At 38.8% G+C, this 14,615-nt stretch carries 17 protein-coding genes and 1 tRNA gene; 15 read left to right on the forward strand and 3 right to left on the reverse strand.

What is annotated here, in order from left to right:
• The first annotated feature begins 33 nt into the window (after nt 1-33).
• The 4 genes from tgt (at nt 34) to uvrA (ending at nt 6,555) form a co-directional block, all read left to right on the forward strand.
• The gene (gene tgt, locus WC724_01000; protein ID MFA6077576.1) at nt 34-1,239 is read left to right on the forward strand and encodes a tRNA guanosine(34) transglycosylase Tgt; all 1,206 of its coding nucleotides are present in this window, start codon (nt 34-36) and stop codon (nt 1,237-1,239) included.
• A 54-nt stretch (nt 1,240-1,293) separates the two neighbouring features.
• Nucleotides 1,294-1,647, forward strand: a complete 354-nt coding sequence (locus WC724_01005; GenBank protein MFA6077577.1) for a hypothetical protein — start codon at nt 1,294-1,296, stop codon at nt 1,645-1,647.
• Nucleotides 1,648-1,743: 96 nt separating this feature from the next.
• Nucleotides 1,744-3,765: an excinuclease ABC subunit UvrB gene (uvrB, locus tag WC724_01010; protein ID MFA6077578.1), complete on the forward strand. Its 2,022-nt coding sequence runs from the start codon at nt 1,744-1,746 to the stop codon at nt 3,763-3,765.
• A 192-nt stretch (nt 3,766-3,957) separates the two neighbouring features.
• Nucleotides 3,958-6,555 (forward strand): excinuclease ABC subunit UvrA, encoded by a 2,598-nt coding sequence (gene uvrA, locus WC724_01015; protein ID MFA6077579.1) that lies wholly within the window; start codon nt 3,958-3,960, stop codon nt 6,553-6,555.
• Between the two features lie 65 nt (nt 6,556-6,620).
• Here uvrA and WC724_01020 read toward each other — a convergent pair whose 3' ends face one another.
• Nucleotides 6,621-7,016: a hypothetical protein gene (locus WC724_01020; GenBank protein ID MFA6077580.1), complete on the reverse strand. Its 396-nt coding sequence runs from the start codon at nt 7,014-7,016 to the stop codon at nt 6,621-6,623.
• Nucleotides 7,017-7,123: 107 nt separating this feature from the next.
• Here WC724_01020 and WC724_01025 point away from each other — a divergent pair, with 107 nt between their 5' ends.
• The 5 genes from WC724_01025 to WC724_01045 all read left to right on the forward strand — a co-directional run bounded on the left by WC724_01025 (nt 7,124) and on the right by WC724_01045 (nt 10,742).
• Complete coding sequence (locus tag WC724_01025; GenBank protein MFA6077581.1) at nt 7,124-8,371, forward strand: GIY-YIG nuclease family protein; 1,248 nt, start codon at nt 7,124-7,126, stop codon at nt 8,369-8,371.
• Between the two features lie 37 nt (nt 8,372-8,408).
• Nucleotides 8,409-9,386 (forward strand): D-alanine--D-alanine ligase, encoded by a 978-nt coding sequence (locus WC724_01030; protein ID MFA6077582.1) that lies wholly within the window; start codon nt 8,409-8,411, stop codon nt 9,384-9,386.
• 43 nt (nt 9,387-9,429) lie between these two features.
• Nucleotides 9,430-9,502: transfer RNA gene (locus WC724_01035), tRNA-Ala, on the forward strand.
• Nucleotides 9,503-9,556: 54 nt separating this feature from the next.
• Entirely contained in the window at nt 9,557-10,075 is a 519-nt protein-coding gene (locus WC724_01040) for a type II secretion system protein (GenBank protein MFA6077583.1), read from the forward strand.
• A gap of 325 nt (nt 10,076-10,400) precedes the next feature.
• A complete protein-coding gene (locus WC724_01045) occupies nt 10,401-10,742 on the forward strand; it encodes a hypothetical protein (GenBank protein ID MFA6077584.1) in 342 nt (113 codons plus the stop codon).
• A gap of 13 nt (nt 10,743-10,755) precedes the next feature.
• Here WC724_01045 and WC724_01050 read toward each other — a convergent pair whose 3' ends face one another.
• Both WC724_01050 and mltG read right to left on the reverse strand, forming a co-directional pair.
• Nucleotides 10,756-11,016: a DUF5652 family protein gene (locus WC724_01050; GenBank protein ID MFA6077585.1), complete on the reverse strand. Its 261-nt coding sequence runs from the start codon at nt 11,014-11,016 to the stop codon at nt 10,756-10,758.
• Between the two features lie 17 nt (nt 11,017-11,033).
• Nucleotides 11,034-12,035, reverse strand: a complete 1,002-nt coding sequence (gene mltG / locus WC724_01055; protein MFA6077586.1) for an endolytic transglycosylase MltG — start codon at nt 12,033-12,035, stop codon at nt 11,034-11,036.
• A gap of 48 nt (nt 12,036-12,083) precedes the next feature.
• On the opposite strand from mltG, the gene WC724_01060 reads away from it, so the two are divergent.
• The 6 genes from WC724_01060 to WC724_01085 all read left to right on the forward strand — a co-directional run bounded on the left by WC724_01060 (nt 12,084) and on the right by WC724_01085 (nt 14,562).
• Entirely contained in the window at nt 12,084-12,362 is a 279-nt protein-coding gene (locus WC724_01060; GenBank protein MFA6077587.1) for a hypothetical protein, read from the forward strand.
• Nucleotides 12,363-12,473: 111 nt separating this feature from the next.
• The gene (locus tag WC724_01065; protein MFA6077588.1) at nt 12,474-12,842 is read left to right on the forward strand and encodes a hypothetical protein; all 369 of its coding nucleotides are present in this window, start codon (nt 12,474-12,476) and stop codon (nt 12,840-12,842) included.
• Between the two features lie 35 nt (nt 12,843-12,877).
• Nucleotides 12,878-13,156 (forward strand): GIY-YIG nuclease family protein, encoded by a 279-nt coding sequence (locus WC724_01070; protein ID MFA6077589.1) that lies wholly within the window; start codon nt 12,878-12,880, stop codon nt 13,154-13,156.
• Between the two features lie 4 nt (nt 13,157-13,160).
• On the forward strand, nt 13,161-13,715 hold the full coding sequence (locus WC724_01075) for a hypothetical protein (protein ID MFA6077590.1): 555 nt from the start codon (nt 13,161-13,163) through the stop codon (nt 13,713-13,715).
• 37 nt (nt 13,716-13,752) lie between these two features.
• Nucleotides 13,753-13,977, forward strand: coding sequence for a hypothetical protein (locus WC724_01080; protein ID MFA6077591.1), 225 nt, complete (start codon nt 13,753-13,755; stop codon nt 13,975-13,977).
• The gene (locus tag WC724_01085) at nt 13,978-14,562 is read left to right on the forward strand and encodes an NAD(P)H-dependent oxidoreductase (GenBank protein ID MFA6077592.1); all 585 of its coding nucleotides are present in this window, start codon (nt 13,978-13,980) and stop codon (nt 14,560-14,562) included.
• The last annotated feature ends 53 nt before the right edge of the window (nt 14,563-14,615 follow it).

Genomic DNA, 14,615 nt, shown 5'->3' on the forward strand with positions numbered 1-14,615 from the left:
GTAAAATTTTGGCAAAGTGCATAGGCTAAACAAATGAAGCCGATTAAATTTACTATTGATAAAAAGTTACCAAATGCTTTGGGTAGGGCTGGGGTAATTGAGACTCCCCACGGAACACTCGAAACTCCGTCTTTTATTGTTGTTGGGACTAAAGGGAGTGTTAAGTCTCTTACAACTGAGCAGGTGTTAGCCTTAGGGGGACAGGCTGTTTTGGCGAATACATATCATCTTTATCTTGAGCCAGGAGACAGACTTGTAAAAGATTCTGGTGGTTTGGGAAAGTTTATGAATTGGAGCGGACCGACATTTACTGATTCTGGTGGTTTCCAAGTTTTCTCTCTCGGGGCTGCTATGGGGAAAAGTGTTGGTAAAATTGCCACAGGAGAAGAGATTGCAGAATACACAGACGAGGGAAATTTTGGCGGGAAGCTCGCGCAAATAGATGAAGAGGGTGTAACCTTCAGGTCTTTTATGGATGGCAGTGAGCATCGTTTTACTCCAGAACGTTCTATGGAGATACAGCAAAATTTGGGAGCCGATATTATTTTTGCTTTTGATGAATGCACTTCGCCGATGGCTCCGAGAGAATATCAAATGGAAGCGATGGAGAGAACTCATCGCTGGGCAAAAAGATGCTTAGAAGCACACACCAAAAATGATCAAGCGTTGTTTGGGGTAGTTCAAGGAGGGCGTTTTGAAGATTTAAGAAAAGAAAGTGCCAAGGTCCTCGCTCAACTTGAGGTGGGTGGTAAAACATTTGATGGTTTTGGTATTGGTGGATCATTCGTCAAAGAAGATATGGCGACAGCTGTAAGGTGGGTAAATGAAATTTTACCGGAAGACAAACCAAGACATTTGCTTGGGGTGGGTGAGCCAGAAGATTTATTCTTGGGAGTAGAAAACGGATGTGATACGTTTGATTGCGTTGCTCCAACTCGCCAAGGCAGAAATGGTAATTTTTATACAAACGAAGGACGTATAATAGTGCAAAATTCTAAATTTAGAGAAGACTTAAAACCAATTGAAGAAAGCTGTGATTGTTATGCTTGTAAGAATTTTAGTAGAGCTTATATAGCGCACCTTTTTAGAGCGAAAGAAATGCTTGGTCCAACACTAGGTTCTATTCATAATCTGCACTTCATCGTCAATTTGGTGAAAAAAATTAGGCAATCAATTTTGGACGATAATTTTACAGAGTTTAAAGAGGAATTTTTAGGGAAGTATCGTAAGTTGACGTAAAGATATTTTTATTGTACCATTAAAAAAGATTCTTTCATTTTCTGGAGGGGGATTATGTCACGTCTACTTTTTACTTGGTGTTTTGCGATTGTTTTCCAAACAATCATCCACCTTGTGATTGTTGTCGTATCAACAATTTGGGCGGAGGGAGATGGTGTGAGATTTCTTTACACATACTCTCTCCTTTCGGTTCTTTGGCTTCATCCGATAAGGAAGGTGCCAATAAAATCTTTTTCCAAGCTGAGTGTCGTTGGTTCTTTTTCTCTCGGCTTGGTTATTATGATGATGACGGTTAGTCTCTGGTCTTTCTTTTTTACTCACATTGCCTATATTTTAGTTGGGTACATTTCCCTCTCGGCGAAAGACAGTCCGTTCCAGAAATCAATTACCGCGCTTGTTCACGATTAAGCGGTTTTGTTTGCTAATCCGATTTGTTGTCGGTTTGCCGTCGAAAATATCGACGGCTTTCCTTTTTGCTTTACTACAGTATTATTTATTTTACATATGTCAGTTTTTAAAATATCAAAACACTTTACCCCAGCCGGAGACCAGCCGAAGGCTATAACTGCGCTTACTAAAGGATTAAAAAAAGGCTATAAAAAGCAGACGTTACTTGGTGTGACTGGCTCTGGAAAAACATTCACGATGGCAAACGTTATTGCCAAAGAAGGGAAACCGACACTCGTGATTGCTCACAACAAAACTCTTGCTGCTCAGCTTGCTCAAGAGTACAAAGAATTTTTTCCAGAAAACGCGGTGCATTATTTTGTTTCCTACTATGACTATTATCAACCAGAAGCGTATATGCCCGTGACAGACACGTACATTGAGAAAGACGCACAGATTAATGAAGAAATCGACCGCTTGAGGCATGCTTCTACGCAGGCGTTAATGTCACGCCGTGACGTGATAATTGTTGCTTCAGTGTCGTGTATTTATGGCTTGGGTAGCCCGGAAGAGTATCGCAAAGAAAATCTTGAGCTTAAGGTTGGGGATCGTGTCGAGCGGCTAGAATTAATCCGCCGTTTAATCAGTATTCATTTCGAAAGAACAAATGCGGATATAAATCCCGGAGAGTTTCGAAGTATCGGTTCGAGGGTTGAAATAATGCCAACATCAGAGCGTTATGTTTTAAATATTGATATTGTCGATGGTAAAATTTCAAACATTATTATTGTCGACCCAGTGTCGCAAAAAATTCTTGGTGAAGAAAAAAGTGTTTTTCTTTTTCCAGCCAAACATTTCCTTACAGAAAAATCACAGCGAGACCGTGCAATAAAAATTATAAAAAAAGAACTTGCAGAGAGTTTGAAAAAATTTGAGAAAGAGGGGAAATTGCTTGAAGCCGAAAGGTTAAAACGGAGGACAAATTATGACATGGCGATGATTCGTGAGGTTGGTTATTGTTCAGGTATTGAAAATTATTCAAGACCTCTTTCAGGAAGACCAGCCGGTGCTGCACCAGACACACTTCTTTCGTATTTTCCAAAAACAAAAGATGGCAAGCCAGACTTCCTTACTGTTATAGACGAATCACACGTGACCCTCCCACAGGTTCGCGGAATGCAGGCGGGAGATTTTTCCCGCAAAAGTACTCTTGTGGATCACGGTTTTCGCTTGCCTTCAGCAATAGACAATCGCCCGCTGACATTTAAGGAATTTGAGGAGCGGATTGCTGATGTGATTTATACCTCAGCAACCCCAAGTGAGCTTGAGATGACGACGAGTGATCAGATAGTTGAACAGATTATTCGTCCAACCGGTTTGGTCGATCCTGAAATTACGATAAAACCAATTTCTTCAAAAGGCACATATGGCGGACAAATTGAAGATTTTATGGCTGAGACGAAAAAGGTTGTTTTGAAAAATGAACGTTCTATTGCAACGACTTTGACCAAAAAAATGGCAGAAGAGCTCAGTGTGTATTTAAGAGAGAAAGGTATTAAGGCAGAGTATTTACACAGCGATATTAAGACAATAGATAGAATTAAAATATTGTCAGATTTTAGACGAGGCACATTTGATTGTTTGGTTGGAGTAAACCTTCTTCGTGAAGGTTTAGATTTGCCAGAAGTTTCTTTTATTGGAATTTTGGATGCAGACAAGGAAGGGTTTTTACGCTCCGCAGTTTCGCTTATTCAAACCATCGGTCGTGCAGCTAGAAATTCTGCGGGGCGAGTGACGCTTTATGCTGATGTTGAAACAGACTCAATGAAGAAAGCGATAGGTGAGACAAATCGCCGTCGTGTTATTCAGGTTGCATACAACAAAAAACACGGTATCACTCCGACGACAATTAAAAAGAAAATTCATGATATCGCCGAACATCTCGAAAGTAATCACGAAAAGGCTGTTAAATTCAATCTGGATATAGACGAACAAGTATTCAGAGAGAATCCTAAGAAACTCATTAAGCTTAAAGAAAAAGAAATGAGCATGGCGGTAAAAGAGCTTGATTTCGAGTCCGCCGCTATTTTACGAGATGAAATCGCAGTGCTTAAAGAAATGCTGATAAAAAAGGGTTAGTTCCAATTTATAATAAATTAATATATAGTTTATTCATACACACCCCCTATGGCAGGCCACAGGGCGGTTTTTGGCGTCATATATAACAAGTAAATGCTAAATTACAAATTTTCAATTTTTAAATAAACAATTAAATTTTTAATATTTAAGACATTATTTTGAAATTTAAAATTAACATTTGAAATTATTAAAATGAAAGATTCTGATAAAAAACACGTTGATAAGATAATCGTTAAGGGGGCGAGAACTCACAACCTTAAGAACGTTACCGTTGAAATGCCACGTAACAAGCTGGTTGTTTTTACGGGGCTATCAGGTTCTGGAAAATCGTCTCTTGCCTTTGATACTATTTTTGCCGAGGGTCAGCGTCGGTATGTTGAATCATTGTCTGCTTACGCGCGACAATTTTTACATCAAATGCAAAAGCCTGACGTCGATGAAATTATCGGTTTGTCTCCAGCAATTTCAATTGACCAGAAATCTCGTTCAAACAACCCCCGCTCAACAGTTGCAACTATCACTGAAATATATGATTACCTTCGCGTGCTTTATGCTCGTATAGGGAAACCATATTGTTTAGTGTGTGGAGAAAAAATTGAAAAATTAACAACGGAAGAAATTGTTAGTTTTGTTGTTGAGAAAATAGAAACAGCCACTCACTTTAAAGAGAAAAAAGTTTTAGGGGTTAAATATAGCGATGCAACAGTGCAGATTTTTTCACCACTTGTTCGCGGGCGAAAAGGGGAATATTACCAAATGCTTTACGATCTTCTTTCTCGTGGTTACACAAAGGTACGCGTGGATGGTGAATTAAAAAATCTTCGCGAAAGAATTGCGCTTTCGAAAACAAAGAAACACACAATTGAGGTACTTGTTGATGAAATTGGTGTGGTTGAGTTTAAAGACAATCAAAAACAAGCAGAAACAAGACTTGCTGAGGCGATTGAGCGCGCAGTCGGTGAATCAGAAGGGTTAGTTTCGGGAGTAGTTTCAGGCGAAGAATTTATTATGTCGGCTAGATTCTCTTGTCCTAAGGATGGATTTTCGTATCCAGAAATTGAGCCAAGATTGTTTTCGTTTAACTCGCCATATGGAGCTTGTCCTAAATGTAATGGTCTTGGTACCAAGCATTTATTTGGAGACGAGCCTTGTGATACTTGCCAAGGTGCTCGCCTTCGTCCAGAGGCCCTTAATGTTTATATCGGAGGAGCAAAAGGTCATGGTATAAATATTGTTGATTTTACAAACCTATCTATTTTGAAGGCGAGTGAATTTGTTAAAAACTTAAAATTAACCGCCAAAGAAAAAAGTATTGCCAGTGTAGTTTTTAAGGAAATTGAAGCAAGACTTACTTTCATGCTTGATGTCGGTCTTGATTATCTAACACTCAATCGGCGTGCCAACACGCTTTCTGGCGGGGAAGCACAGCGTATCAGACTTGCCTCACAACTTGGCTCTAGGCTAGTAGGAGCGCTTTATGTTTTAGACGAACCAACAATTGGACTCCATCAGCGAGACAACGATCGTCTTATTAAAACACTTCAAGACTTAAGAAATATGGGTAACACAATCATTGTTGTCGAGCACGACGAGGATACTATTTTTTCGTCAGATTATATTATCGATATTGGTCCTGGGGCCGGTATTCACGGTGGAAATATTGTTGTTGCAGGAGATTTAGAAGAATTATTAACCGCCAAGAAAAATGATTCCAAATCGTTAACACTGGCATATCTTCGCGGTGAGAAAAAAATTGAAGTGCCAGACGGGCGCCGTGACAAAGATAAGGGAACATTACGAATTGCTGGTGGAAAAGCGTTTAACATAAAAAATCTAAACATTGATATTCCACTCGGACGACTCTCTATTGTGACCGGCGTGTCTGGTTCCGGAAAATCATCATTCCTTTACGAAATTTTGTATCGCAATCTACAAGCTCGACTGGAGCGCCGATATCGAAGTAATCAAATATACAATTGTTCCGGTTTTACGGGCTCAGAATATCTTTCTCGTGTGATAATGATTAACCAGTCTCCGATTGGAAGAACTCCACGTTCAAACCCAGCTACTTATACCGGCTCATTCACGTATATCCGTGAACTCTTTGCTTCAACAGAAGAAGCTCGTACGCGTGGGTGGAAAGCAAATAGGTTCTCATTTAACGTTAAGGGTGGTCGTTGCGAGGCATGCCAAGGAAATGGTGAAATAGCAGTGGAGATGCACTTTTTGCCAACAGTTTATGTGACCTGCGATATCTGTAGCGGAAAGAGGTTTGATAAAGAAACCCTCCACGTAAAATATAAAAAGAAAAATATTCACGATATTTTAAAAATGACAGTCGAAGAGGCGCTCACTTTTTTTGAAGATATTCCAGCAATTTACGACAGAATTAAGACACTTTCAGATGTCGGACTTGGATATTTGGAGCTTGGGCAATCAGCAACAACACTTTCTGGTGGAGAAGCGCAACGCGTAAAGATTTCCTCAGAACTTTATCGCCCGCATGTTGAAAAAACAATTTATCTTTTAGATGAACCAACAGTTGGTCTGCATTATGAAGATGTGCGGAAGCTGATAGAAATTTTACAAAAACTTGTTGATAAGGGGAATACGGTTGTTGTTATTGAGCATAATATGGACGTTATAAAAAGCGCGGATTATGTTATGGATTTTGGGCCAGAAGGTGGAGATGGTGGCGGTAATCTTGTTGCGAAGGGGACACCCGAGGATATCGCTAATAGTACTAAATCACATACTGGAAAATATTTGAAAAAAGTTTTACGTGGTTAGAAAAGATAAATACAAAAGGGCGACGCAATAAGCGTCGCCCCAGTAGTTTTGCCAGAAGGTTGCCTTCAGGCTACTTTTTTCTTCCTTTTTGGGATAGCTTCGTGTATGAACGGGTTTATGGCCCGACACCACTCTTCCCAGAGTTCTCGCGTCGCTTTCACGTGTAGCGACTCGAACTGGCCACAGATTTCTCCCATACAGAGCCAGAAATGCTCACTTCTGATGACACAGTCTTCCTTGAACAACTCCCTGATTCGGCTGTTTTCGGAAGTTTGAATGAAGACCGGATCTGCTGTGCCGAAGAAGTAAATCGCAACATTGTTTTGTGCGATTCTTATCGCGCTGATCTCTGCTTTCACGATAAGTGAAGCCAACTGATGTAGCTCGTGACAGCCACTTTCAGTCATTTCGGCCATGAATGATGCAACCTTCTCCCCACCACGAAAATCTATTTTTTTCATTAAGAACTCCTTTACCAGAAACAAAAACGACGCTCGATTGAGCGTTTCCTTCTAATACTATACTATATAAATTACAAAATTGCAACCTATGTTAAATCAATATTATTATGACTATTGATAATTTTAAAAAATTTAAATTGCCAACAAAGCCGGGTATTTACCGCTTTTTAGGGGCGCGTAACGAGGTTTTATATATTGGTAAAGCAACCTCGCTTAAAGAACGTGTGCGGAGTTATTTTTCAAAAGATTTAAATAAAATGCGTGGGGCGCAAATTGGTGCGATGGTTTTACAGGCGCGTAAAATTGATTGGCAAGTTACCGACTCTGTTTTGGAAGCACTTTTACTTGAGGCGAATTTAATTAGGAAATGGAAACCAAAATATAATACCCGAGAGAAGGATGATAAGAGTTTCAATTGTGTCGTTATAACTGACGAACAATTTCCACGAGTCCTGGTTTTAAGGAAAAGGGAGATTGATTTTGATGAGCTAAGGACTGATAAGAAGGCTGGCGGATACAAAATAAAAACTATTTTTGGCCCATTTCCAAGTGGTGGTGCTTTGCGTGATGCCATGAAATTAATTCGTAAAATTTTTCCATTTAGAGATAAGTGCGCACCACCTAAGAACGGATTTAATAAACCCTGTTTTGAAAGACAAATTGGATTGTGCCCAGGAGTATGTACTGGAGAGATTTCATCTGTCCAATATAAAAAACACATTAGTCTTTTGAAGTTGTTTTTTGAAGGAAAAAAGAAAGCACTCATTTCGGGAATTAAGCGAGAGATGAGAAATATGGCAAAAAAGGAGAAATTTGAAGAAGCCGGCAGATTAAAAAGAATGCTTTTCTCACTTTTACATATTCACGATGTGGCACTTATAAAACGTGAACCATTCGTCACTAGTGAAAGTAACTTTAGAATTGAATCCTACGACATCGCCCATATTTCAGGGAAGCAGATGGTTGGTGTTATGGCGGTCCTTGAGAATGGTGAGGTGAAAAAAGCAGACTATCGCAAATTTAAAATTCGTGGATTTAAAAGCGCAAATGATACTGGCGCCCTCGCAGAGGTTTTGGAGCGAAGATTTAATCATCCCGAGTGGCAATTTCCAGATCTCATTGTGATTGATGGGGGGCGGGCTCAGTTAAACGTCGCGTGTAAAATTATAAAAGCCCTTGCGGTTGATTCTCCTGTTGTTTCTGTTGTTAAGGATGAAAAACACCGTCCAAGGGAGATTTTAGGGGCGATGACCGCATGGGGAGGAAGGGAACAGCAGATTTTTCTGGTAAATAGTGAGGCTCATCGATTTGCCATTCGATATCATAGAGAGTTAAGAGATAAAATTAGTAAATAAAAGGTATTTGCTCCAATAATTTTGCTATAATATTCTTATGTCAGCGATTAGAGTCGGAGTACTCCGAGGAGGAGTTTCAAACGAATATGATGTTTCCCTCAAAACAGGAGGTAGTGTTCTTGGTGTATTACCGGTTCATAAATATAAAGGAGTTGATATTTTAATGGAGAAGGACGGAACGCTTGTTGTGAATGGAATACGTTCAAAATTTGGAGACCTCTCGCGTCACGTGGACGTCGTTTTTAATGCATTACATGGTGAATTTGGTGAGGATGGGAGAGTCCAGCAATTATTAGAAGCGTCTCAAATTCCGTATACGGGTTCATCGGCATTAGCATCTTCCTTAGGAATGAATAAAATTATTTCAAAGGAATTTGCTGAGAAAGCTGGCATGAAGGCGCCAAAACATATTTTACTTAGACGTGAAGAATTAGAAGGGCTGGATATTGCAGAATTTTCTCTAAATTTATTTAAAAGTATTTCACAGCCAAGAATAATCAAGCCTATTTTTGGTGGGTCATCAATTGGAATGACATTTGCTTCTAATTATGAAAAATTAAGGCAAGGAATTGAAGAAGGTTTTAAAGAGGAGGATGTGATAATGCTTGAGGAGCATATTTTGGGGCGCGAGGTGACGTGTGGAGTTATTGATAATTTTCGAGGAGAAAAAACATACGCTTTGCCCGTCGTAGAAATTGTCCCACCAGAAGAGAATGATTTTTTTGATTATGACGCGAAATATGGTGGAAAGAGTAGGGAAATATGTCCATCTTATTTACCAATAGAAATAAAAAAGAAGGTCGAAGAAATGGCGGTGAAAATTCATGAGCATCTGGGGTTAAGACATTATTCTCGCTCAGACTTTATTATTGGCAGAAATCATATTTATTTTCTCGAAGTTAATACTTTACCCGGACTTACCAAAGAGTCTCTTTTGCCGAAATCTCTTGATGTTATTGGATTAAATATGTCAGAATTTGTCGACCACATAATACGACTTGCCCTTAATAAATAATAAGGTAATATACTCAAGTAGCTTACGCAGGTAGGTTATAAGCGGGCCGTTAGCTCATCTGGTAGAGCACCGCATTTGCAATGCGGGGGTGGCAGGTTCGAGTCCTGTACGGTCCACAATGATTCGCTAAACACATTGTGTAGCTATCTGAGCGAAGCATCCTTGTTTTCGTGAATATAAAATCTAATACAAAATCCGAGGGTAGGGGGTTTACGTTGATAGAACTATTAGTAGTAATTGCAATTATAGGAATTTTATCGAGTGTGGTTTTGGCGAGTTTAAATACGGCGCGCGGCAAGGCGCGTGACGCAAAAAGGTTGTCAGAGATGCGTCAGATGCAAATTGCACTTGATCTTTATTACGATAACTTCGGTAGTTATCCAGATTCTGACAATGCGGGGTGTGGTGGATGGGACTCCTCTGGTAATGGGACATTTATTACAGCTCTGGTATCAAATAATTTTTTATCGGCGCATTTGATAGATCCTACAACAAATGATAGTTGTGGAAATTATGCGTATTATCGATATCCCGCTGGGTACACAGGGTGCACTCAGTCTTTTTATGTTCTGGGGGTTAGAAATATGGAATCAAGTGGTAATCCTCACCCGACAAGCGTGGGGTGGAGTTGTCCAGGTAGGAATTGGCAAGCAGAATTCGAATGGGTTGTTGGAAAATTTGAACAATAATTTTTTTACATACTTGAGTTTGTGATAAAGTAGACTTACTCGGTTTATTAAATAACGAGTTGTAATCATTTATATTTGTTTTATAAAATATGCCCCAATTAGACCCACAATTTTTTGATATTTTTGGAGTTATAGTTTTTGGATTCATAGCAGGGTTATCGCTGTGGGCGCTTAAAAAAAAGAAGCCACTTCCTCGGTGGAGTGTAGAAATATTGTTTTTTATAGGTATCTCTGGTTTTTTGGTAGATAGCGCGATCGTTTATGTGTCTTATTTGAGATAATTATTGATAGTTTATTTTTTTCTGTATAAATTTATAATATATACATGTCACAGCTTGAATCATCCAGCCAAGAGAAAATAGAAGGAGGGAAGATTGACCCCGAGAAACTTTTCTTGGCTCGAAATTTCATACAGCTTTATTATGCTCAAAAAGAAACTGGTTTGAATGCTGATTTATATTCTCCGAACAAAGAAGATAATGACCATCTAGCCGAAGAAACAGGAAAGTTTGGGAGTGAGTTTCATGACTGGCTTGATTCAGTAGACGGCAAGGCTGTAGTTGAAGAATACACAAAATCTCATACTCTAGAAAAAATCGGCACGTTTAGCGATATGGATAAAATTATTTCTGCGTACGAAGCTTACCGAACGAGAATACTGCACTAATCCTAAGGAGAATTTATTTTATCTCTTTTTTAATTTTACTAAACACAAAGATATACAACATTTCAAGAATTCCGAGAGTGTTTACCAAAAGCAAAGCAACAAACCACCACTTTTTACCGAGTTGCGCTGATTTCCAAAGCGCCAAACCTTTCCACACAAGGCTCCAAATCATAAGTATTACAAACAAGGCGAGACCCATCGAAGTAATTTGTGATTCATTTGTTAGATATTGCCCCATAAACTCTCGAGAAAAAAATTGTTGAATATTTATCATAATTTTTAATTTTAATTTTAGTAATAGCGATTAATATTTGCCACGTGTTCTTTGTATGTTATCGAACAGTGTATATTTCGACGTTTGTCGTGTAAATAGAATAAGCACTCTGTCTTCTTGGGATTTAGTGCTGCCTGGATAGCTGCAATACTTGGACTAGAAATTGGGGATGGGGGAAGACCTTTGTTTTGGTAGGTGTTATATGGAGAATCGATATACTTGTCATCCGGAACAACTCTAGGCCACCAGCCTATTTTCTCGGTTCCTTTGGCATATTGTAGTGTTGCGTCTATATCAAGACTCATACCATTAAAAATACGATTCCAAATAATACCAGAAATAAGACGCATGTCGCGCTTTCCGTTTGACTCTCTTTCGATAATGGAGGCAATTTTTAGCGCAGTTTCAAGGGAGATGACTGTATCGCTGGTTGAAGACGCAAATCGGTCAGTGACTTCGTCGTTGAATTTAGTAATTATTGTTGTAGCTGCTTCGGCTGGGGTTGTTCCGGTTGAGAATGAATATCCAGCAGGGAAGTAGAACCCTTCTCCAGAATTAATGTCCGCAAGAGCGAGCTCATTTTTTGATTCCAAAAATTTAATTTCGTCATCGATACTCCACTTTAATTTTTTTGCCAAAACATCAGCAATCTCCTCCTTACGCATCCCTGGATTTATGTTTACGTATTTTACTGAAGGGTTTGCGAATGATGCAATTGACGAAACCTCGTCACTCAAAATTTCGTAAACTTTATCAGCAATTTCTTGGGTAATCCGAATCTCAACATCCTCTGTTGCTAGTTGGCCGTCAGAAATAACCTTTTTTATGGGGTCAACTGTAATTATGAAATTTTGATCTGGCGCCAGAGAATTACTTTTGCCAAGCAGGTATAGAGCAATAATTGTAATAAAAAATACTCCCACTAAAAAAATAAAGGCAAGATACTTTTTATCAAGAGACTTTGTTTTTCTAGGCTGTTTTTTGTTAGTTTTTCTGATTTTTTCAGATTTAATCTTCATATGTCTTTAGTATAGGTTAATTTCAGCCCATTTTGAAGTAGTTGAGCTATGTCGCATATGTTTGATGGCGATAATGTAATTTTTGGTTTGACCAATTTTGATGATGGAGTATGCTTAATGGAGGTTGTCCTTAGGAGAAAAATCATGAACAGACAGTTAAGTGAATTTGCTGGGAATATGATTGCTTTTTGGGTCGCATCTTTTGTGCACGGCCCAATGATGTTTTATGCTAACCTCCTGTATGTGCCAGTGGAGGAAGAGAGTGGTACCGCCGATGAGGCGGAAGTGCCCCAAGCACCTTCGCGAGACCGCATCTACTTGGTCTGATGATGATTGCGAGGAAATCTTTACCGTCTACGGAAAATGCGTAGACGGTAAAAAATTTAAGCCTGAATTGCTGGTTTTAGTAACTATTATAAATAATTATATTTAAATTATATGAAATTTGGAGAATTTGACCCATTTGATCCATCACAGCGAAAAGAGATTTCGATTACAGATGAAGATATAACAAAACCACTATCTGAAAAATTTGGAGGTGGACTTAGTATTGAGCAAATTGAGGAAGATGTTTACGATCGTGTTGAGGCTATAAACAACCTTGTCGGTAGTCTTGAGATGCTACGCGAAAGCGAAGGCTCTACTTCTCCAAGCGTTGATGTTCTAGAGAAACAACTTATAGGTATTAAAAATCAACTTGGAGGATATTTATCTGTAGTTGTAAAAGAGGGACATAACTTAGCCCTAAGAGAGGAAATTGAGGGTCTTACTAAAAAAATTAGTGATGCAATCGGTACAATTCAGTAAAGAGTAAAGAATTACGTAATGAAAATAAATAAATAATGGATCCCGTTAGAGGTACTAAAGTTATGTTCTACACCTATGTGTTGAAAAGTGAAAAGGACGGGAAGTGTTATACTGGATGTACGAATGATTTACGGAAGCGCCTCTCCCAACATAATAAAGGAGAGTCAGTTTATACAAAAAATCGCGGACCGTTTATTGTTATTTATTACGAAGCCTGCCTTAGTAAAGGTCATGCTATGGCACGAGAAAAATATTTAAAAACTGGTATGGGTAAGCGCTATTTAAAAAACAGATTAGGCGCTTCCTACCTCTAACGGGATGGATACTTTAGCTCATGGATTATGGGGTGGTCTTGGTGGACGATTTCTAGTAAAGAAAAATCGCAGAATAAGTACAATCAAAGCATTTTTGTGGGGAGCTTTTCCTGACCTTCTTGCTTTCACTGTTCCAATAGCTTACCTCTTGTGGAGTATAACTTTTGGCGATATGCCACTTGGTTCTTGGCCACCACCAGGTCCCCATGTTGAGCCGTCAGAGGGGTTGCTTCCTTTTGGCTCACTTGTAAATAATCTATACAACATCGGCCATAGTTTCTTTGTGTTTGGGATAGTTTTTGGATTTTTTTATTTATTCACAAAAAGGGTGCAGTGGGAAATGGTCGGCTGGTTTTTACATATTCTTTTTGATATTCCGACACACAGCTATCAATTTTTCCCAACACCGTTTCTTTGGCCAATTTCTGATTTTAAAATCGACGGGTTTTCGTGGGGAGTGCCGTGGTTTATGGTTCTAAACTATTCATTGTTAATTCTTGTTTATGCTTTGGTTAAGCTAAGAGAGAAAAAACAAGAAGAAACTATTTCTGCGTCTTAGTTAGCTTTATCTTGTGTTATAATTATCAAAATTTGATATGAAAGAATTCTTAATGAAAAAATTGTTGGAGAAGCATTTAAAAGATGTTCCACAAGAGATGCAGGATAAGATTACTAAAGTGGCGAGTGACAACCCAGAGCTTATTACTAAGATAATGAAGGAAGTAGAGGAGGAGGTGAAAAGTGGAAAAGATTATATGTCGGCAGCAAAAGACGTTGCTGTTCGATACAAGGACGAATTATCCTCATTAATTTCACAATAGATGGATAAAAATAAAAAAATAACAATAATAATTGGTCATCCCGACAAGAGTACCTATTGCGGTGAGCTTGCTCGCCGTTATGAAAAAGGGGCAAAGGAATCTGGACATGAAGTGCGAATAGTCGCAATCGGTGATTTGCAGTTTGATCCAATATTACATTTTGGATACAAAGTTATTCAGCCACTTGAACCTGATTTAATAAAATTACAAGAAGACATTAAGTGGGCGGACCATTTGGTTATTGTTTATCCAAACTGGTGGGGGACAATGCCAGCGTTACTTAAGGGTATGTTCGATAGAATGATATTGCCTGGTTTTGCTTTTCGTTTTCATAAAAACGGATATATGTGGGATAAGCTACTTACTAATCGTAGCGCTCATGTCTATATAACAATGGACTCACCACCACTTATCGCTCGCGTTATGTTTGGCGACAATGCTAACGAAATTAAAAGAGACATTCTTGGCTTTATTGGTTTTAGTCCTGTTTCAGTTACAAAAATTGGCGCAATCAAAATGATGTCAGACGATGAGCGTGTTGATTGGCTCGAAAAGCTAGAAAAGCACGGACAAAAGGTTGCTTAGTTTTTAATAGCCACTTTGTGTTGTGAGCTTTTAGTTATCTGTGTTAAGTTTCT

This window comes from Candidatus Paceibacterota bacterium, assembly GCA_041661305.1.
Classification (GTDB): domain Bacteria; phylum Patescibacteriota; class Minisyncoccia; order Phycocordibacterales; family VMEP01; genus VMEP01.

What these genes read in the sequence shown, in the direction of transcription:
- WC724_01085 (MFA6077592.1), top strand. Translation starts at nt 13,978, where the DNA reads ATGGATAAAAATAAAAAAATAACAATAATAATTGGTCATCCCGACAAG.
- uvrB (MFA6077578.1), top strand. Translation starts at nt 1,744, where the DNA reads ATGTCAGTTTTTAAAATATCAAAACACTTTACCCCAGCCGGAGACCAG.
- mltG (MFA6077586.1), bottom strand. Translation starts at nt 12,035, where the DNA reads ATGAAGATTAAATCTGAAAAAATCAGAAAAACTAACAAAAAACAGCCT.
- WC724_01050 (MFA6077585.1), bottom strand. Translation starts at nt 11,016, where the DNA reads ATGATAAATATTCAACAATTTTTTTCTCGAGAGTTTATGGGGCAATAT.
- WC724_01030 (MFA6077582.1), top strand. Translation starts at nt 8,409, where the DNA reads ATGTCAGCGATTAGAGTCGGAGTACTCCGAGGAGGAGTTTCAAACGAA.
- WC724_01080 (MFA6077591.1), top strand. Translation starts at nt 13,753, where the DNA reads ATGAAAGAATTCTTAATGAAAAAATTGTTGGAGAAGCATTTAAAAGAT.
- WC724_01025 (MFA6077581.1), top strand. Translation starts at nt 7,124, where the DNA reads ATGACTATTGATAATTTTAAAAAATTTAAATTGCCAACAAAGCCGGGT.
- WC724_01045 (MFA6077584.1), top strand. Translation starts at nt 10,401, where the DNA reads ATGTCACAGCTTGAATCATCCAGCCAAGAGAAAATAGAAGGAGGGAAG.
- WC724_01020 (MFA6077580.1), bottom strand. Translation starts at nt 7,016, where the DNA reads ATGAAAAAAATAGATTTTCGTGGTGGGGAGAAGGTTGCATCATTCATG.
- uvrA (MFA6077579.1), top strand. Translation starts at nt 3,958, where the DNA reads ATGAAAGATTCTGATAAAAAACACGTTGATAAGATAATCGTTAAGGGG.
- WC724_01075 (MFA6077590.1), top strand. Translation starts at nt 13,161, where the DNA reads ATGGATACTTTAGCTCATGGATTATGGGGTGGTCTTGGTGGACGATTT.
- WC724_01005 (MFA6077577.1), top strand. Translation starts at nt 1,294, where the DNA reads ATGTCACGTCTACTTTTTACTTGGTGTTTTGCGATTGTTTTCCAAACA.
- tgt (MFA6077576.1), top strand. Translation starts at nt 34, where the DNA reads ATGAAGCCGATTAAATTTACTATTGATAAAAAGTTACCAAATGCTTTG.
- WC724_01070 (MFA6077589.1), top strand. Translation starts at nt 12,878, where the DNA reads ATGGATCCCGTTAGAGGTACTAAAGTTATGTTCTACACCTATGTGTTG.
- WC724_01060 (MFA6077587.1), top strand. Translation starts at nt 12,084, where the DNA reads ATGTCGCATATGTTTGATGGCGATAATGTAATTTTTGGTTTGACCAAT.
- WC724_01065 (MFA6077588.1), top strand. Translation starts at nt 12,474, where the DNA reads ATGAAATTTGGAGAATTTGACCCATTTGATCCATCACAGCGAAAAGAG.